Annotated in this window: 15 protein-coding genes; 14 read left to right on the forward strand and 1 reads right to left on the reverse strand. The window is 74.3% G+C overall.

The features are described from left to right. Nucleotides 1-32: 32 nt before the first annotated feature. From RM609_RS08345 to RM609_RS08375, 7 genes are all read left to right on the forward strand, one after another. Nucleotides 33-491: an SRPBCC family protein gene (locus tag RM609_RS08345; protein WP_311609242.1), complete on the forward strand. Its 459-nt coding sequence runs from the start codon at nucleotides 33-35 to the stop codon at nucleotides 489-491. Between the two features lie 211 nt (nucleotides 492-702). Further along, nucleotides 703-3,096, forward strand: coding sequence for an MFS transporter (locus RM609_RS08350; RefSeq protein ID WP_438828403.1), 2,394 nt, complete (start codon nucleotides 703-705; stop codon nucleotides 3,094-3,096). Nucleotides 3,097-3,300: 204 nt separating this feature from the next. Then, nucleotides 3,301-5,700, forward strand: a complete 2,400-nt coding sequence (locus tag RM609_RS08355) for an ATP-binding SpoIIE family protein phosphatase (protein ID WP_311609243.1) — start codon at nucleotides 3,301-3,303, stop codon at nucleotides 5,698-5,700. Beyond that, nucleotides 5,697-6,440 (forward strand): methyltransferase domain-containing protein, encoded by a 744-nt coding sequence (locus RM609_RS08360; RefSeq protein WP_311609245.1) that lies wholly within the window; start codon nucleotides 5,697-5,699, stop codon nucleotides 6,438-6,440. Before RM609_RS08355 ends, RM609_RS08360 begins: the two co-directional genes overlap by 4 nt. Nucleotides 6,441-6,528: 88 nt before the next feature. After that, nucleotides 6,529-6,738 carry a hypothetical protein gene (locus RM609_RS08365; RefSeq protein WP_311609247.1) on the forward strand — a complete coding sequence of 70 codons (210 nt, stop codon included), beginning with the start codon at nucleotides 6,529-6,531 and terminating at the stop codon, nucleotides 6,736-6,738. Continuing rightward, a complete protein-coding gene (locus RM609_RS08370; protein ID WP_311609248.1) occupies nucleotides 6,738-8,123 on the forward strand; it encodes a M20/M25/M40 family metallo-hydrolase in 1,386 nt (461 codons plus the stop codon). Before RM609_RS08365 ends, RM609_RS08370 begins: the two co-directional genes overlap by 1 nt. A gap of 31 nt (nucleotides 8,124-8,154) precedes the next feature. Next, on the forward strand, nucleotides 8,155-10,152 hold the full coding sequence (locus tag RM609_RS08375; RefSeq protein WP_311609249.1) for a S9 family peptidase: 1,998 nt from the start codon (nucleotides 8,155-8,157) through the stop codon (nucleotides 10,150-10,152). Between the two features lie 42 nt (nucleotides 10,153-10,194). On the opposite strand, the gene RM609_RS08380 is transcribed toward RM609_RS08375, so the two are convergent. Beyond that, nucleotides 10,195-11,001 (reverse strand): ABC transporter ATP-binding protein, encoded by an 807-nt coding sequence (locus tag RM609_RS08380; RefSeq protein WP_311609250.1) that lies wholly within the window; start codon nucleotides 10,999-11,001, stop codon nucleotides 10,195-10,197. A gap of 153 nt (nucleotides 11,002-11,154) precedes the next feature. Between RM609_RS08380 and RM609_RS08385 the strand changes: the two genes are divergently transcribed. The 7 genes from RM609_RS08385 to RM609_RS08415 all read left to right on the forward strand — a co-directional run bounded on the left by RM609_RS08385 (nucleotide 11,155) and on the right by RM609_RS08415 (nucleotide 19,166). After that, on the forward strand, nucleotides 11,155-11,949 hold the full coding sequence (locus tag RM609_RS08385; protein ID WP_311609252.1) for a 2,3-dihydro-2,3-dihydroxybenzoate dehydrogenase: 795 nt from the start codon (nucleotides 11,155-11,157) through the stop codon (nucleotides 11,947-11,949). A gap of 244 nt (nucleotides 11,950-12,193) precedes the next feature. Continuing rightward, entirely contained in the window at nucleotides 12,194-13,324 is a 1,131-nt protein-coding gene (gene dhbC / locus RM609_RS08390) for an isochorismate synthase DhbC (RefSeq protein WP_311609693.1), read from the forward strand. A gap of 23 nt (nucleotides 13,325-13,347) precedes the next feature. Further along, complete coding sequence (locus tag RM609_RS08395) at nucleotides 13,348-14,997, forward strand: (2,3-dihydroxybenzoyl)adenylate synthase (protein WP_311609253.1); 1,650 nt, start codon at nucleotides 13,348-13,350, stop codon at nucleotides 14,995-14,997. Nucleotides 14,998-15,047: 50 nt separating this feature from the next. Continuing rightward, the gene (locus tag RM609_RS08400; protein WP_311609256.1) at nucleotides 15,048-15,680 is read left to right on the forward strand and encodes an isochorismatase family protein; all 633 of its coding nucleotides are present in this window, start codon (nucleotides 15,048-15,050) and stop codon (nucleotides 15,678-15,680) included. Between the two features lie 5 nt (nucleotides 15,681-15,685). After that, nucleotides 15,686-15,916 (forward strand): phosphopantetheine-binding protein, encoded by a 231-nt coding sequence (locus RM609_RS08405; RefSeq protein ID WP_311609257.1) that lies wholly within the window; start codon nucleotides 15,686-15,688, stop codon nucleotides 15,914-15,916. Then, the gene (locus RM609_RS08410; RefSeq protein ID WP_311609258.1) at nucleotides 15,913-18,483 is read left to right on the forward strand and encodes a condensation domain-containing protein; all 2,571 of its coding nucleotides are present in this window, start codon (nucleotides 15,913-15,915) and stop codon (nucleotides 18,481-18,483) included. The genes RM609_RS08405 and RM609_RS08410 overlap by 4 nt, the downstream gene beginning before the upstream one ends. Further along, the gene (locus tag RM609_RS08415; RefSeq protein WP_311609260.1) at nucleotides 18,480-19,166 is read left to right on the forward strand and encodes a 4'-phosphopantetheinyl transferase family protein; all 687 of its coding nucleotides are present in this window, start codon (nucleotides 18,480-18,482) and stop codon (nucleotides 19,164-19,166) included. The genes RM609_RS08410 and RM609_RS08415 overlap by 4 nt, the downstream gene beginning before the upstream one ends. Nucleotides 19,167-19,184 lie beyond the last annotated feature (18 nt).

Below are 19,184 nucleotides of genomic sequence, written 5' to 3' on the forward strand. Positions count from 1 at the left end.
AGCACTTCTTTCAACGTCCCGGAGGACTAGTCATGGGTCAGGTCGAGGCCACGACGGAGCGGATCATCGCGGCAGGCGCGGAGGACGTGTTCGACGCCCTCGCCGACTACAGCGGCACGCGCGCCAAGCTGCTGCCCGAGCACTTCAGCGAATACGAGGTGCGCGAGGGCGGCGACGGCAAGGGCACGCTCGTGCACTGGAAGCTCCAGGCCACCAGCAAGCGGGTGCGCGACTGCCTCCTGGAGGTCGACGAGCCCACCGACGGACAGCTCGTGGAGAAGGACCGCAACTCCTCCATGGTCACCACCTGGACCGTCACCCCCGCCGGCGAGGGCAGCTCCAAGGTCGTCGTCACCACCACCTGGCAGGGCGCCGGCGGCATCGGCGGCTTCTTCGAGCGCGCCTTCGCCCCCAAGGGCCTCGGCCGTATCTACGACGCCGTGCTCGCCCGCCTCGCCGCCGAGGTGGAGGGCGGGACCAGCGCGGGCTGAGCGCGGGCCGGACGGGACCGCCCGGACCGGTCCGGTCCGGGCTCACCGGTTCGAGTGGTTTTCCCGGCCCGGCCACGCTGTGCCCAAACCGCCTCCGACCGGCAGAAAGTGCCGTGCCGGACGCTCCCCGACAAATCGTCGCGCTTGCTGGCCGTTGTCGCGTAATGCGAGAAATGGGCGGCAACGCAGGCGCGACGAGGGGAGTAGTTACGTGGGCGGGACGACCTTCGAGGCCACCTTGGAGAAGAGCGACAGGACGCTCACCCTGCCCCCCTCGCCACCCGCTGCGGCCGATCCACTCCCCGAGCCCGGACGGGCCCGGGTGCGCCTCGTCTTCGCCGGCCTGATGCTCACGCTGCTGCTCGCGGCGCTGGACCAGACCGTCGTCGCCACCGCCCTGCCGAGGATCGCCGGAGAGCTCCATGGCCTCGACCGGATGTCCTGGGCGGTCACGGCCTATCTGCTGACCTCCACGATCGCCCTCCCGCTCCACGGCAAGCTGGGCGACCTCCGGGGCCGCAAGACCGTCTTCCTCTTCGCGATCGCCCTCTTCGTAACCGGCTCCGCCCTCGCCGGCTGGTCGCACACCATGGACCAGCTCATCGCCTTCCGCGCGATCCAGGGCGTGGGCGCCGGAGGGTTGTTGATCGGCGTCCAGGCCATCGTCGCCGACCTCGTCCCGCCCCGGGAGCGCGGCCGCCACATGGGCGTCATCAGCGCCGCCTACGGACTCGCCTCGGTCGCCGGCCCGCTGCTCGGCGGCTTCCTCACCGACCGGACCTCCTGGCGCTGGTGCTTCTACGTCAACGTCCCCTTCGGGCTGATCACCCTCGCCGTCGTCGCTGGCGCCCTCCGGCTGCCCCGGCCCGTGCGCCGGGCCCGCTTCGACGTCCTGGGGGCGCTGCTGCTGACGGCCTGCTCGACCTGCGCCGTGCTGCTCACCACCTGGGGCGGCACCACCTACGCCTGGTCCTCCCGGACCGTCCTCGGCCTGGCCGCCGGCGCGCTCGGCACCGCCCTGCTCTTCGTCATGGTCGAGCACTTCGCCGCCGAACCCATCATCCCTCCGCATCTCTTCCGGGACCCGGTCTTCGTCGTCACCGCGCTCGTCGGCGCGGTCACCGGGGTGGCCCTCTTCGGCGCGGCCGGTTATCTGCCCACGTTCCTCCAGATGGTCGACGGCGTGGGGGCCACCGAGTCCGGGCTGCTGATGCTGCCCATGATGGGCGGCATCGTCGTCGCCTCGCTCGTCGCAGGCCACCTCATCAGCCGAACGGGCCACTACAAGCTCCTGCCCATCCTCGGCGGCGCGCTCTCCGCCGAGGGCATGTACCTGCTCTCCCACCTGGACGTCCAGACCGGCCGGCTGGTCTACAGCCTCTGGATGGCCATCCTCGGCGTCGGCATCGGCCTCGCCCTGCCCGTCCTCGTCCTGGCCGTGCAGAACTCCACGCACCCCGCCGACCTCGGCACCGCCACCAGTGCCCACAACTACTTCCGGCAGATCGGCGGCTCGCTCGGCGCGGCCGTCTTCGGCACCCTCTTCGCCCGCCGCCTCGAGCACGCGCTCGCCGCCGAACTGCCGCCCCGCACCGGGCTCCCGGCCCCGGACGCCCTCACCCCCCAGCTGGTGCACGCCCTGCCCGCCCCGCTGCGCGACGGCTATATCCGGGCCTACGCCGACGCCATGCCGCGGATCTTCCTCTACCTCGTACCGGTGCTCATCGTGGGCTTTTTGCTCGCCTTCCTGCTGAAAGAGAAACCACTGGTGTCCCACAACGCAGCCGAAGCCGCCATTCCCTCCGCGCGCACCGTCCTCCCCCCGACCGAGCCCCCGCACTTCGTCGCGGGCATCCCCGTGACCGGCGCCGTCCAGCACCACGACGGCACCACCGTGCCGCGCGCCGCGCTCACCCTCATCGACATCCAGGGCCGCCAGATCGGCCGGGGTGCCAGCGGGGAGGACGGCCGGTACGCGCTGAGCACACCCGGCACCGGCAGCTACGTACTGATCGCCGCCGCCGGCGGCCACCAGCCGCAGGCCGTCACCGTCACCGTCGGGGAGCGGCCCGTCGAGCTCGACGTCGTCCTCGGCGGCGCCGGACGGCTGGCTGGCACCGTCTCCACCGCCGACGGCACACCGGTGCGCGAGGCGCTCGTCACCCTGACCAATGTCCACGGCGAGGTCGTCGCCTCCACCCGCACCGGACCCGACGGCGGCTACGTCATCGACGAACTCGTCGCCGGCGAGTACACCCTCGCGTGCAGCGCCCCCGCCTTCCGGCCCGCGGCCCTGCCCGTGAGCGTCCAGTCCGCCCGGGAGACCCGCCAGGACATCGAACTCGCGGGCGGCGCCGTCCTGCGCGGCACCGTACGGGCCAGCGGCGGCCGGCCCGTCGAGGACGCCCGCGTCACCCTGCTGGACGCCGCGGGCAACGTCGTGGACTCCGCCATCACCGGCGCCGACGGCACCTTCCGCTTCGTGGACCTCTCCGCGGGCGAGTACACGGTCGTCGCCGCCGGCTACCCGCCCGTCGCCACCGTCCTCCAGGTCGCGGGCGGCGGCCGCACCGAACGGGACCTCCAGCTGGGGCACGCCGACTGACCGCACCGGGCCGGGTCGGACCGTACAGACACTGGAAACGACGGATTGAGCACACCGGTTCAGGGGAAGGCGCGCCCCCGGCGGGGGTGAACACGCCCCGGCGCACGGCCTCTTCACCGAATACCGTCCGCTCGGCCCCTCCGGGGCCTACGGTGGAGGATGGTGGCGAAGATCTGGCGTACGTGTACGAAGGAGCAACCGCCCATGGAGCCTGGCACGCCGGAGTCCGCCCCCGCGTGGCGACGGCCCGTCCCTGGGCGGATCCCGCTCGCGGTGGCCGTGGTCGGCGCCGAGGGGCTGGTGACCCACTGGAGCTCGGGAGCGAGCCGGTTGTTCGGACACGGCAAGGAGGAGGCCCTGGGCCGCCCCGCCGGGGACCTCATGCCCATATGCGGCGCGTTCTCCGGACTGCCCGGCCACCCCAGCGCCGGCCGGGCCCGCTGCGACGCCCCCGGGCGCGGCCGGATCGACGTGCTCTGGTGGGCCTACCCCCTGGTCGGCTGCGGCACCGCACGGCTCCTCGTGCTCGCCGCCGAGGACGAGCCGGGCGGGGCGGGCCCCGGCCGAGTGGAGGACGGCCGCGTGGGGCGCGGTCGCGCCGGCCGTGAACTGACCGCGCCAGGATTCGCCCCGCACACCGCCTTCCCCGACTCCGAGGAGCTCGCCCGGCGCCTCCCCGACATCCTGCCCGCCATGGGGCCCGCCACGAGCGGACGCATCGTCTCCCAAGTACTGGAACTGGGCTACCCGGTCCTGGAGTTCAACCGGTTCCATCAGGTGCCCGTCACCCCGGACTGGGGCGTGCCCCGGCGCGCCGAGCGCCGGTCCGGGCAGGCCCGGGCGGCGCGGGCGGCCACGGCGGGGGAGCCGGGCAGAGCCACGGCCGGAGCACCCGCCACCGGCTCCTCCTCCTTACTCGACCTCGAATACGCGGCCGTGCGCGAGCGCCTGGAGTTCCTCAACGAGGTCAGCGGCAGCATCGGCACCTCCCTGGACCTCGAGCGCACCATCCGCGAGGTCACCAGCGCGGCCGTACCGCGCTTCGCGGACTTCGCCGGGACGCACCTGCGCGCAGCCGTCCTCGCGGGCGAGGGCTTCCCCGACGGGCCGCCCGACGTCACCACCGTCTGGCACCGCGTCTGGGTCGAGCACAACGACGAGCCGGGCCGCTGGGACGACACCGTCCCCGTCGGCGAGGCCATCGCCTTCCCCGAGCACACCCCGTTCTTCCGGTGCATGGTCACCGGCGAGCCCGTGCTCATCCCCCGGATCGGAGAGGAGCTCGGCGACCGGATCTCCGCCCAGTTCGAGAAGCGGGACCTGCGGCCCCTCATCAATGAGCGCTCCCTGCTCGTGGTGCCCCTCAAGGCCCGGAACGTCGTGCTCGGCTTCATGGTGCTCCTGCGCCGCGCCGACCGCTCGCCCTTCGACGACATGGACCGCACCACCGGCGCCGAACTCGCCGCCCGCGCCGGGCTCGTCCTCGACAACGCCCGGATGTACACCCACCAGGAGAACGTCGCCGACACCCTCCAGGACAGCATGCTGCCGCAGCTCACCCCGCGCATGCCGGGCTGCGACACCGCCACCCGCTATCTGCCCGGCACCCGCCTGGGCCGGGTCGGCGGCGACTGGTTCGACAGCATCAAGCTCCCCGGCTCCCGCACCGCCCTCGTCGTCGGCGACGTCATGGGCCACGGCCTCCACTCCGCCGCCATGATGGGACAACTGCGCACCGCCGTGCAGACCATGGCGGCCCTCGACCTGCCGCCCGGGCAGCTGCTGCGCCGCCTCGACGACCTCGCCCAGCGGCTCGGCGAGCACTATCTGGCCACCTGTCTGTACGCGGTCTACGACCCCATCCGCTCCGAGCTGACCATAGGCAACGCCGGGCACATCCCGCCGGTGCTCGTCCGGGCCGAGGACGGGCGCAGCCGGCTGCTGGAGCTGCCCACCGGAGCGCCCATAGGCGTGGGCGGGGTGCCCTTCGAGACGGCTACGGTCCGGGTGGCCCCCGGGGACCGGCTGGTGCTGTGCACCGACGGTCTGGTGGAGGTGCGCGGGCAGGACATCGGCGCGGGCCTGGCCGCGCTCTGCGAGTCCGCCGCCCATCCCGCCGCGTCCATGGACGACGCCTGCGACACCATCATCCGCGCCCTCAACACCCATGGCGGCCGCGACGACGACGTGGCCCTGCTCATGGCCCGTCTCAACGGCATCCCGCCCGCCCACGTGGCCGAGTGGGAGCTGGCGCCCGAGCCCCACGAGGTGCCCCGCGCCCGGCGGCTGGTCCGTGAACAGCTCGTCGCCTGGGGGCTGGACGAGGCGGTGGCGACGGCGGAGACCCTGGCCGGCGAGGTCGTCGGCAACGCCGTCCGGCACGCCCGCACCGGCCGGGTGGGGCTGCGCCTGGTGCGGACGGACGTGCTGCTGTGCGAGGTCACGGACGACGACCACACGCTCCCGGCCCTGCTGAGCATCGGAGAGGAGGACGAATACGGGCGTGGGCTGCGGGTAGTGAGTGCACTGGCGCGCGAATGGGGCGCCAGTCACTCGGGACGGGGGAAGACGGTGTGGTTCGAGCAACCGCTGGTGCGCCCATGAGCGTGACGGAACGTTATTTGAACGCGTGGGAGGGCTACTGGGGCGCCTCCTCCGGAGCACCGGGCGAGGCGATCTGGGACTCCGAGCCGGAGACCGCCGCCGAGGCGCATCCGGCGCTGCTCGCGCTCCCCGGGGAACTCCCGCTGCCCGTCGTCGACCTGGGCTGCGGCAACGGCACCCGGACCCGCTGGCTGGCCGGGCACTTCCCGCGCGCGATCGGCGTCGACCTGTCGTGGGCGGCGGTGGAGCACGCCCGCCGCGCGGACCCGGAGGGGCTCGCCGCGTACGAGCGGCTGGACCTGGTGGACACGGCGGCGGTCCGGGCGCTCCACGAGCGGCTGGGCGACAGCCATGTGTATCTGCGGGCGGTCATCCACCAGAGCGACCCCGAGGACCGGCCGGCCGTCGCGGCGGCGGTCGCGGAGCTCGTCGGCGCGCGGGGCCGGGCCTTCGTGGTGGAGCTCGAACCGGCCGCCAAGGACGTCATCGCGGAGGCGGCCGGGGCCTCCGGCGGTACGGCGGAGAAGTTCCGGCGCGTCTTCGAGCACGACCTGCGGCCGGCCGCCGCGTCCGGCGGCGAGGTGGCCGGGCTGCTGCGCGGGGCGGGGCTCGCGATCCGTGCCGAGGGGGCGACGGAGCTGGCCATGACCGGCTTCCACGCGGACGGCAGACGGATCCTGCTGCCGGCCCACTGGTTCGTGGTGGGCCGCGCCGGCGCACCGGCCGAGGGAGACGGCTGAGCAGCCTGGGCCGCCTGTGCCGGTACGCGGGACCGGAGTTATCCACAGGCCTGGCCGGGGTGTTCACGGACGCGTAACGTGACGAGGCATGAAGATCCTGATCTCGGTGGGCACGGCGGGGACCACCGGCGTCCGGGTGAACGGGGCGCGGGCGGGCGAGGGCCTGCCGGATTCACCGGTCGGCGGCGCATACGGTGTGCTGATAGTGCCGGTGGCCGGTGACGATCGTCATGGACGAGGCAATCCGCCGCTCCAGGGCGTCACGGCCGTCGGGCCGGTCGCGGTGGAGGAGCGGTAATGGCTGCTGAGGAGACGCGCGGGGGCGACGGGGAGCCGGGGCCGGGGGCCGAGCCGCCGGGCGAGAGAATCGACGGGCGGGCACTGGCCGAGGTGGTGCGCTTCACCTCGGACCTCATCCGCATCGACACCACCAACCGGGGCGGCGGCGACTGCCGGGAGCGGCCGGCCGCCGAGTACGTCGCCCAGCGGCTGGCCGAAGTGGGCATCGAGCCGGTGCTGCTGGAGAAGGATCCCGGCCGCACCAATGTGGTCGCGCGTGTGCCCGGCCGCGACCCGGGCGCGGAGGCCCTGCTGGTCCACGGCCATCTGGACGTGGTCCCGGCGGAGCCCGCCGACTGGACCGTGCACCCCTTCTCGGGGGAGATCCGGGACGGCGTGGTGTGGGGCCGGGGCGCCATAGACATGAAGAACATGGACGCGATGGTCCTGGCCGTCGTCCGCGCCTGGGCCCGGGCCGGGGTGCGCCCGCCGCGTGACATCGTGCTGGCCTTCACCGCCGACGAGGAGGACAGCGGCGTGCCCGGCGCGGGCTTCCTCGCCGATGAGCACGCCGTGCTCTTCGAGGGCTGTACGACCGGGATCAGCGAGTCCGGCGGGTACACCTTCCACGCCGACGGGGGGCTGCGGCTGTATCCGGTGGGCGCGGGGGAGCGCGGCTCCGCCTGGCTGAAACTGACCGCGCGGGGCACCGCCGGGCACGGCTCGAAGATCAACCGGCGGAACGCCGTCGTCAATCTGTCCGCGGCGATCACCCGGATCGGGGAGTACCGCTGGCCGGTGCGGCTCACACCGACGGTCCGGGCCGCGCTGCGGGAGATCGCGGCCGTGCACGGCATCAGTGTCGACATGGACGCCCCCGGCTTCGACCTGGACGAGCTGCTGGGCAAGCTCGGCAAGGCGGCCGCGCTGGTGGCCGCGACGGTCCGCAACAGCGCCAACCCGACCATGCTGGACGCCGGTTACAAGATCAACGTCATCCCGGGGATCGCCATCGGCTTCGTCGACGGGCGTACCGTGCCGGGCGGCGACGAGGAGTTCCGCGCCACCATGGACCGCCTCACCGGGCCGGACGTGGAGTGGGAGCTCCACCACGGAGAGGTCTCCTTGCAAGCGCCGGTGGACGCCCCGGTGTTCGAGAGGATGCGCACGGCGATCGAGACGTTCGACCCGGAGGGGCATGTGGTCCCCTTCTGTATGTCGGGCGGCACGGACGCCAAACAGTTCTCCCGGCTGGGCATCGTCGGCTATGGCTTCTCACCGGTCCGGCTGCCGGTCGGCTTCGACTACCAGGCGATGTTCCACGGCGTGGACGAGCGGGTGCCCGTCGAGGCGCTGCACTTCGGCGTCCGGGTGCTCGACCAGTTTTTGATGAGTACGGCTTGATGAGCAGTTTTCTTGAGGAGGCGTAGCAATCATGGTGTCCACGGCGCCCTACGGAGCCTGGCGGTCCCCGATCGACGCCGCGCTCGCCGCGGCGCACGACGGCCGGCCGGAGTTCGTGGGCACGGTCGGTGACGAAGTGTGGTGGGTGACCTCCTGCCCGGCGGAGGGCGGCCGGTCGACCCTGGTGCGCCGGCGTACCGGCGGCGAGGAGGGCTCGGCCCTGGCCGCGCCGTGGAACGTCCGCAGCCGGGTGATGGAGTACGGCGGCCGCCCCTGGGCGGCCGTGCCCCGGGAGACCGGGGGGCCGTTGGTGGTCTTCGTCCACTTCGCCGATCAGCGGCTGTACGTGTGGGAGCCGGACGGCCCGGCGGGTGCGGAGCCCCGGCCGCTGACCCCGCTGTCATCGGTGGGCGGCGGGCTGCGCTGGGCGGATCCGGTGCTGCTGCCGGAGCGCGGCGAAGTGTGGTGCGTGCTGGAGGAGTTCACCGGGGAGGGGCCGGACCGGCTGCGGCGGCTGATGGCCGCCGTGCCGCTGGACGGCTCGGCCGCCGGGGACCGCGCGGCGGTGCGCGAGCTCACCGGTGACGACAGCCGTTTCGTCACCGGGCCCCGGCTCTCCCCGGACGGCCGGCGGGCGGCGTGGCTGGCCTGGGACCATCCCCGGATGCCCTGGGAGGGCACGGAGCTGAAGGTCGCCGAGGTCACGGAGGCCGCGGGCGGCGCCCTGCTGACGGGCGCGCGGACGGTGCTGGGCGGCGCGGCGGAGGCCGTCGCCCAGGTGGAGTGGGCGTATGACGGGTCGCTGCTGGCGATGACCGACCGTACGGGGTGGTGGAATCCGTACCGGGTGGATCCGGAGACGGGGGAGGGCGTCAATCTCTGCCCGCGCGAGGAGGAGTTCGCGGGGGCGCTGTGGCGGGCCGGGCTGAGCTGGTTCGTCCCGCTGGCCGGGGGGCTGGTGGCCGTCGTTCACGGCCGGGGCGCCCAGCGGCTGGGGATCCTCGACCCCGAGACCGGCGAGCTGGTGGACGCCGCCGGGCCGTGGACGGAGTGGGCCGCGACCCTGGCGGCCGACGGCTCGCGGGTCGTGGGGGTCGCCGCCAGTCCGCGCAGCGGCTACGAGGTGGTGGAGCTCGACATCCGTACGGGCAGGGCCCGCGCGATCGGCGCCCGGCACCGGGACGTCGTGGACCCGGCCTACTACCCGGAGCCCCTCATCCGTACCTTCACCGGGCCCGACGGGCGGGACGTCCACGCCCATGTCTATCCGCCGCACAGCCCCGACCACACGGCCCCCGCCGATCAGGCGCCGCCGTATGTGGTGTGGGCGCACGGCGGGCCCACCGGGCGGGCGCCGCTGGTGCTCGACCTGGAGATCGCCTACTTCACCTCGCGGGGCATAGGCGTCGTCCAGGTCAACTACGGCGGGTCCACCGGCTACGGGCGGGCCTACCGAGACCGGATCAAGGAGCGGTGGGGCGTGGTGGACGTGGAGGACTGCGCCGCCGTCGCGGAGGCGCTGGCCGAGGAGGGCGGCGCCGACCGGGCCCGGCTGGCGATACGCGGCGGCAGCGCGGGCGGCTGGACGACGGCCGCCTCGCTGGTGGCCACGGACCTCTACGCCTGCGGGGCCATCTGCTTCCCGGTGCTGGATCTGCCGGCCATGGCGGCGGGCGGCACCCATGACCTGGAGTCGCACTATCCCGAGTATCTGGTCGGCCCGCTCGCCGAGGTCCCCGAGCGCTACCGGGAGCGCTCGCCGATATCCCGGGCGGACCGGCTCACCGCGGCCTTCCTGCTGATCCAGGGCAAGGAGGACCCGGTCTGCCCGCCCGTGCAGGGCGAGCGGTTCCTGGCGGCGGTCGAGGGCCGGGGCGTGCCGCACGCGTACCTCGCGTTCGAAGGCGAGGGCCACGGCCTCCGCGAGCAGCGCAACATCGTGCGCGCGCTGGAGGCGGAACTCTCCCTCTACGCCCAGACCTTCGGGATGGAGGTGCCGGGCATACCCGTCCTGGAGCTCGTCAAGTGACGGGCCGCCCGGGGTGAGCCACGCCGCCACGCCGCTACCCCGTTACGCCGCCCGGACCGGCCGGGCGGCGGCGGGCCGGCGCGGCGCGGGGACCACGACGGGGGAGCCGTCGCCGGGGGCGGCGAGGATGTCGGACTCGACCCCGTACAGCTCGCGGACGAGGGCGGCGTCCACGACCTCACGGGAGGGGCCCTGGGCGACGACGCGCCCGTCCCGCATGGCCACGATCACATCGGCGTAGCGGGCGGCGCTCGCCAGGTCGTGGAGGACCATCATGACCGTGCGGCCCGCCGCGGCGACCTCGCGGACGAGTTCCAGGACGTCGACGGCGTGCCCCAGGTCGAGGGCGCTCGTCGGCTCGTCCAGCAGGACGACGGGCGTCTCCTGGGCGAGGACCATGGCCAGCCAGCACCGCTGGCGCTGGCCGCCGGAGAGCTGGTCGAGCCGGCGCCCGGCGAGGGCGGTGGTGCCGGTGGCCTCCAGCGCCTCCTCGACGGCCCGCTCGTCCTCGCGCGACCACTGGCGGAAGAGGCCCTGGTGGGGGTGGCGGCCGTAGCGGACGAGCCCGGCGACGGTCACGGCCTCGGGCGCCTGCGGCGACTGGGGGAGCAGCGCGATGCGGTGCGCCGCCTTGCGGGGGTTGAGCCCCCAGATGTCGGCATCGCCGATCCGGACCGTGCCGGAGTCCGGCTGGTGGAGCCGGGCGATGGAGCGCAACAGGGTGGACTTGCCGCAGCCATTGGGCCCCACGACGGCGACGACCTGCCCCTCGGGGACGGTCAGGTCCACGCCGTGCACGACCGGGTGGCCGGGGTATCCGGCGGTGAGCTGTTCGACGACGAGTCGCATGAGGTTAGCCTAACCTAATGGCTGGCATCCGTTTCCCCGGGGTTTTTCCATGCCCTCTTGGATTTTGACGGGGTGCCCGATTATCCGGTCGCACGCCAATTCCCCCCAGGTGGGGATGTTGTGTAAGGTAAGCCTTACCTTAATTCGAGTGGAATGGGGGAAACCGCTGTGGAGCAGTCCGCACTGGCCGGCCGGATCGCGCTGGTCACCGGCGCCGGGCAGGGCATAGGCGAGGCCGTGACCCGTGCCCTGGTCGCCCAGGGAGCGCGGGTCGCGGCCGTCGACGCGACGCGGGACGGCATCAAGGCGCTCGAGGTGGAATACGGCACCGAAAAGGTGACCCACTACACCGCCGACGTCTCCGACAGCCGGGCCGTCGAGGCCGTCTTCGAGGAAGTGGAGCGCACCGCCGGGCCGCTCGACATCCTTGTCAATGTCGCGGGAGTGCTGCGCACTTCGCCCGTCGTCGAGATCACCGACGAGGACTGGCAGCGCACCTTCGACGTCAACTCCACCGGTGTCTTCAACACCTCCCGCGCCGCCGCCCGCCGGATGAGCGAGCGCCGCTCCGGGTGCATCGTCACCGTCGGCTCCAACGCCGCCGGAGTGCCGCGCACCAGCATGGCCGCGTACGCCGCCTCCAAGGCCGCCGCCACCATGTTCACCAAGTGCCTCGGGCTGGAGCTGGCCCGCAGCGGGGTCCGCTGCAACGTCGTCTCGCCCGGTTCCACGGACACCGCGATGCAGCGCTCCCTGTGGGTCGACGACGAGCCGCCCGCCGGCGTCATCGACGGCGACCCCGGGTCGTACCGCGTCGGCATCCCCCTCGGCCGGATCGCCGATCCCTCCGACATCGCCGACGCCGTCCTCTTCCTGGTCTCCGACCGCGCCCGGCACATCACGATGCACGACCTCTACGTGGACGGCGGCGCGACGCTGCGCGCGTAGCGCTTTGCGCCCACCGGGCCGCACCCGTCTGCCCCCGCCGCGCACCCACCCGGCCGCTGCCACCCAAAAACGCGGCGGCGACCACCCCCTCACAACCCCACACCCGGTGCGACCCACCGGGGGAACGGAGCAGCAGGTGACCACGGTTCACCCCGTCGCCGACCGGCCGACCGAGCGCGGGCCCGATGCCAGCCCGGACGGGCGGCCCGCGGACCCGGCGGCCACCGTCGGCGCCGCCACCTCGCTGCTCGACGCCTACGAACCCGGCCGCGCCCGGTTCTTCGCCTCGCCCACCCGCACCCTGCTCGCCCACGGCACCCGCGCCGAGGTCCCGCACGGCCCGGCACCGCTGCACCGGCGGGTCACCGAGACCCTCGAGGCCGAACTCCGCGCGGGCAACCCCGCGCCCGTCGTCGTCGGGGCCGTGCCCTTCGACCACACCGCCCCCGCCGCGCTCGCCGTGCCGGAGGCCCTCCGCTGGGCGCCGCCGCTCGCCGAGGACCCGCTCGTCGCCCTGCCCGCCGCCGCCCCCGCCGCGGCCGACTGGGACATCCGGCCCGTCCCCGCGCCCGAGGCATACGGCAGAGCGGTCGCCGAGGCCGTACGGCGCATGAAGCGCGGCGACTTCAGCAAGGTCGTCCTCGCCCGCACCCTCGAACTGCGCTCCTCGCGCGACCTCGACCTGCCCGCGCTGCTCCAGCGCCTCGCCCGTCGCGACCCCTCCGGATACACCTTCGCCGTCCCCTCCGGCCCCGGCCGCACCCTGCTCGGCGCCAGCCCCGAACTCCTCGTCTCCCGGCGCGGCGGCCGCCTCGTGGCCAACCCGCTCGCCGGCTCCACCCCCCGCAGCGCCGACCTCGCCGAGGACGTGCGCCGCGCGGCCGCGCTGCTGGAGTCGGAGAAGGACCTCCACGAGCACGCCGTCGTCGTCGACGCCGTCCGCGAGGCCCTCGCCCCCTACTGCCGCACCCTCGACGTGCCCACGCGCCCCACCCTGGTGCGCACCGCCGCCATGTGGCACCTGTCCACCACCGTCGTCGGCGAGCCGGCCGACCCCTCCGTCTCCGCCCTGGAGCTGGCCTGCGCCCTCCACCCGACGCCCGCCGTGTGCGGCACCCCCACCGACACCGCCCGCCGGGTCATCGGGGAGCTCGAGCCGTTCGACCGGGGCGCCTACACCGGCATGGTGGGATGGGGCGACGCGAGCGGTGACGGCGAATGGGTCGTCACCATCCGTTGCGCCGAGGCCGAGGAGCGCACGCTGCGCCTGTTCGCGGGCGCGGGTGTCGTCGAGCAGTCCTCGCCGGAGGCGGAGACCGCCGAGACCGGCGCCAAGTTCCAGACGTTCCTTCAGGCAGTGGGGGTTGACCAGTGAGCCCGGTGAATCCGGAGAATCCGGTGACGGACATCAACGACGCGCCCGGCTATCCGGCCGGGTTCGCCGAGCGCTACCGGGCCAAGGGCTACTGGCGTGGCGAAACGTTCGGCCAGATGCTGCGCGAGCGCGCCGAAAAGCACCCGGACCGGGTCGCGATCGTCGACCCGGCCGGCGAGGGACGCCGCTGGACGTACGGCGAACTCGACCTGCGCGCCGACCGGCTGGCCGCCGGCCTGCTCGCCCGGGGCATCGGCAAGGGCGACCGCGTGGTCCTCCAGCTGCCGAACGTCGCCGAGTTCTTCGAGGTCGTCTTCGCCCTCTTCCGCATCGGCGCCCTGCCCGTCTTCGCCCTCCCGGCGCACCGCGAGACCGAGATCCGCCACTTCTGCGCCTTCACCGAGGCGGCCGCCTACGTCATCGCCGACGTCGCCGAGGGCTACGACTACCGCGGGCTCGCCACCAAGGTGCGGGCCGAAGTCCCCACCCTGAAGCACGTATTCGTCGTCGGCGACCCCGGCGAGCACACCGCCCTCGCCGACGTCCCGGCCGAGCCGGTCGCCGTCGACGACGCGCCCCGGCCCCACGAGCTGGCGTTCCTCCAGCTCTCCGGCGGCTCCACCGGCGTGCCCAAGCTCATCCCGCGCACCCACGACGACTACATCTACTCGCTGTGGGGCTCCAACGAGATCTGCGGCGTCGACGAGCACAGCGTCTTCCTCTGCGCGCTGCCCGCCGCCCACAACTTCCCCCTCAGCTCGCCCGGCACCCTCGGCGCCCTGTACGCCGGCGCCCGGGTCGTCCTCGCCCCGCGTCCCAGCCCCGACGTGGCCTTCCCGCTCATCGAGGCCGAGGGCGTCACCCTCACCGGCCTCGTCCCGCCGCTGGCCCTGGTGTGGACCGAGGCGGCCGCCGGCACCCCGCACGACCTCTCCAGCCTGGAGGTGCTGCTCGTCGGCGGCGCCAAGTTCAGCGAGGAGGCCGCCCGGCGCGTCGGCCCCGCCCTCGGCTGCACCCTCCAGCAAGTCTTCGGCATGGCGGAGGGCCTGGTGAACTACACCCGGCTCGACGACCCCGAGGAGACCATCGTCACCACCCAGGGCCGCCCCATCTCGCCCGACGACGAGATCCGCGTCGTGGACGACGAGGACAACGACCTGCCCGTGGGCGCCACCGGACACCTCCTCACCCGTGGCCCGTACACCATCCGCGGCTACTGGCGGGCCCCCGAGCATAACGCCACCGCCTTCACGGCCGACGGCTTCTACCGCACCGGCGACGTCGTACGGCTCACGGAGACGGGCCACCTCGTCGTCGAGGGCCGGGCCAAGGACCAGATCAACCGGGGCGGCGAGAAGGTCGCGGCCGAGGAGATCGAGAACCACATCCTCGCCCACCCGTCCGTCCACGACGCCGCCGTCGTCTCCATGCCCGACGACTACCTCGGCGAGCGCACCTGCGCCTACGTCGTGCTGCGCGAGGACGCCGAGCCGGTGAAGTCCCTCGCCATCAAGAAGTTCGTGCGCGAGCGCGGGCTCGCCGCCTTCAAGGTGCCCGACCGCGTCGAGTTCGTCGACGCATTCCCGCAGACCGGCATCGGCAAGGTCTCCAAGAAGGACCTGCGCGCCGCCATCGCCGCACGGCTGCGCGACACGGCCGCCGCCCGCGGCTGAGCACCGGCCGCCCCGCACGCATCCCGGAACCACGAAAGGCCCCCACCACCATGGCGCTCCCCGCCATCGCCCCCTATCCCATGCCCACCGCCGCGGACCTCCCCGCGAACAAGGTCGGCTGGACGGTCGACCCCAGCCGCGCCGTGCTGCTCGTGCACGACCTCCAGAACTACTTCCTCGACGCCTTCGAGACCGGCGCCTCGCCCGTCACCGAGTTGCTCGCCAACATCGCGCGGCTGAAGAAGGACTGCGCCCGCCTCGGCGTTCCCGTCGTCTACTCCGCCCAGCCCGGCGGCCAGACCGCCGCCGAGCGCGGCCTCCAGCAGGACTTCTGGGGCCCGGGCCTGCCCGACGACGAGCGCGCCAAGGCCATCGCGGAGGCCGTCGCCCCCGACGCGGGCGACACCGTGCTCACCAAGTGGAAGTACAGCGCCTTCGTCCGCACCGACCTCGCCGAGCGGATGGCGGAGCAGGGCCGCGACCAGCTGATCGTCGTCGGCGTCTACGCCCACATCGGTGTCATGATGAGCGCGTGCGACGCCTGGATGCGTGACATCCAGCCCTTCCTCGTCGCCGACGCCGTCGCCGACTTCTCCGCCGGCGACCACGCCATGGCACTGCGCTGGGCGGCCGCCAAGTGCGCGGTCGTCACCACCACCGACCGCGTCTTCGAAGGACAGTGAGCACCGTGGCCCTGACCCTGGAACAGATCCGAGCCGACGTCGCCGATGTGCTGGGCGAGGACCCGGCCGACATCCCCGACGACGAGAACCTCGTGGACTACGGGCTCGACTCCGTCCGCATCATGACCCTCGTCGAGCGCTGGCGGCGCGACCACGGCACCGAGGTCACCTTCGTCGACCTCGCGGAGAAGCCGGCCATCGAGGAGTGGGCACCCCTGCTGGGGGCCCTGGCATGACCATCACCGCACTCGAGCGGCCCGTCAGCGGCAACGGCCCCGACCGGCGCGTCGCGCCGGAAGGGCTGCCGCTGACGGCCGCTCAGTCGGCCATGTGGCACGCCCAGTCCCTCGATCCGGGCAGCCCCGCGCTCAACACCGCCGAGTACCTGGACATCCACGGCGACGTGGACCCGGAGCTGTTCGCCGAGGCCCTCTACCGCGTCGCCCGCGAGGCGGACACCCTGGGCGTACGGATCGCGGACACGCCCGCCGGGCCCCGGCAGCTGCCCGTCGACGTCCCGCCGCCCGGCCACGGCTTCCCCCTGCACACCGCCGACCTCCGCGCCGAACGCGACCCCATGGGCGCCGCCCACGCCTGGATGCGCGCCGGCCTGGCCGTCCCCTTCGACCTCGCGCGCGGCCCCCTGTTCGCCCACGGCCTGCTGCGCGTCGGCGAGCGGCGCTGGCTGTGGTCCCAGCGCGTCCACCACGCCGTCCTCGACGGCTACGGCCACTCCCTCCTCGCCCGCCGCACCGCCGACGTCTACACCGCCCTCGCCGCTGGCACGGACCCGGGCCCCGGCCCCTTCGGACGGCTCGCCGCGCTCGTCGAGGAGGACGCCGCCTACCGGGGCTCCGCCGCCCACGACCGCGACCGCGAGCACTGGCTCCGCGACGCCGCCGACGACGGCCCCACTCTCGCGGGACGCACCGCGCCCCCCTCCCTCCCCCATAGCCTGAACGGCATGGGAGGTGCCCCCATCTTCCTGCGCAGCACCGCCCACCTGGGCACCGAGGAGACCGCCCGGCTGCGCGAACTCGCCGCGTCCGTCCGCGCCACCTGGCCCGACGTCCTCTTCGCCGCCCAGGCCCTCTACCTCTCCCGGGCCACCGGCAGCGAGCGCGTCACCCTCGGACTGCCCATGATGGGCCGCATGGGATCCGTCGCCCTGCGCATCCCCGGCATGGTCATGAACGTCCTGCCGCTGCGCTTCACCGTCACCCCCGACACCACCTTCGCCGAGCTCGCCCACCAGGCCGACCTCGGCATCCGCGCCGCCCGCCGCCATCAGCGCCACCGCCCCGCCGAACCGGTCCGCGCCCCCCAGGTCAATGTGATGCCCTTCGACTACGGGCTCACCTTCGCCGGCGCCCCCTCCACCGCCCACAACCTGTCCGGCGGCCCCGTCGAGGACCTGACCGTCAGCGTCTACGACCGCGCCGACGGCACCGGCCTGCGCGTCGACCACGACGCCAACCCGGCGCTGTACGACGCGCGGGAACTCGCCGCCCACCAACGCCGCTTCGTCGACCTCCTCGCCCGCCTCGCCGACGGCGACCCGCACCGGCCGCTCGCCGGGCTCGGCATCGCCACGGACGAGGAGCGCGCCCGCGTGCTGACGGAGTTCAACGACACGGCCGTCGCCCTGCCGCCGACCACCCTCATCGGCCCCGTCGAGGCCCGCGCCGCCCGTACGCCCGGCGCCCCCGCCCTCGTCCAGGGCGCCCTGACCCTGACGTACGGCGAGCTCAGCGCCCGGGCCTGCCGGCTCGCCCGGCACCTCGCCGGCCTCGGCGTACGGCCCGGGGCCCGGGCCGCCGTAGCGCTGGATACCGGCGTCCGTGAGGCCGAGGCGGTGCTCGCCGTCCTCAAGGCGGGCGGCGCGCTCACCGCGCCCGACGACCCCGCCGCCGTGTGCGTCGTGACCGACTCGCGTCACGCGTCGCCCGGCACGGACGCGGTCCTCGTCGCCCTGGACGACCCCGAGGTGACGGCCGCCGTCGCGGCCCACCCGCCCGTCGACCCCGGCCGCGCGCTCACCCCGCAGCACCCGGCCCGCGTCACCGGCGGAACCGTCGTCCCGCACGCCACGATCGACGGCCGGCTGCGCTGGCTGAGCGACCGATGCGGGCTGACGTCCGACGACCGCGTGCTGCGCCACGCCCCGGCCGGCTCGGAGGCCTCGGTGCTGGAGCTTCTCTGGCCGCTGCGGGAAGGGGCCACCGTGGTCCTGCCCGGGGCGGGGGAGACCCTCGCCCGTACGATCCGCGAACAGGGCGTCACGACGATCCGCTGCGACAGCTCGTTCCTCGGCTCGCTCCTCGTGGACCTTGGGGCGTGCGCCGGTTCGCTGCGGCGGGTCGTCTGCGAGGGCGACGCGCCTTCCCGCGCGGCCGTCGACGCCTTCCACCGGGCCCTCCCGGGCGTGGCGCTGCACCTGGTGTACGGGACGGGGGAGGCGGCCGGCGCCGCCCACCACCGCTGCGAGCCGGGCGAGTCCGGGCCCGTCCCCCTCGGGCGGCCCGCGTGGAACACCCGCCTGTACGTGCTCGACGCGGCCCTCCAGCCGTGCCCGCCCGGTGTCACCGGCGAGCTGTACGTGGCCGCCGGCCGGCCGGCCGACGGCCACGGCGAACGCCTCGTCGGCGACCCCTTCGGCCCGCCCGGCGGCCGGATGTACCGCACGGGCCACCCGGCCCGCTGGACGGCGGACGGCCACCTGGAGCGCCCCGCCACCACGACTCCGGCCTCGGCGGATGCCGCCGCCGAGGCCGGTCCGACCGCTCCCGCGAAGGCGCCGTGATCCGCCCCCGGGAGCTCGGCCGCGACCCGCTGCCCGGGCCCTGGCGCCCGGGCGGCGGGCCGGACGTCTGGCTGCTGAGGATCGCCGACGGCTCGTCATGGCCCGTCGACGAGCTCGACGAGGAGGAACGGACCCGGGCAGCCGGCTTCCTGCGCCCCCTGCACCGCGAGCGGTTCGTCGCCTCGCACGTGGGATTGCGCCGCCTCCTGGGGGCCTACCTGGGCCTCCCGCCGGAGCGGGTCGCCCTGACACGCGAACCGTGCCCCGGCTGCGGCGGCCCGCACGGCCGCCCGGCCGTCGCGGGCGCGTCGGCGCCGTCGTTGCACTTCAACCTGTCCCACGCGGGGGAGCTGGCCCTCTTCGCCTTCGCGGACACACCGGTCGGCGCGGACGTCGAGGAGGAGCAGCCCGCGGCGGTCGTCGCCGACGTCTCCCGGATGCTCCACCCGTCGGAGACGGCCGAACTCGACGCCCTCCCGGAGCCGGAACGCCCCGCGGCGTTCGCCCGCTGCTGGACGCGGAAGGAGGCGTACCTCAAGGGGACGGGGACGGGGCTGGCGGAGAGCCCGGCGGTCACGTATGTGGGCACGGGGGCTGTGCCGGCGGCGCCGCCGGGATGGACGCTGACCGACGTCGAGGCGGGCGCGGGCCACGCGGCCGCCATCGCGGTGGCGGAGGGGTGAGGAGGCCCCGGTCCCGCC

This window comes from Streptomyces hesseae (assembly GCF_031845785.1).
GTDB lineage: Bacteria > Actinomycetota > Actinomycetes > Streptomycetales > Streptomycetaceae > Streptomyces > Streptomyces hesseae.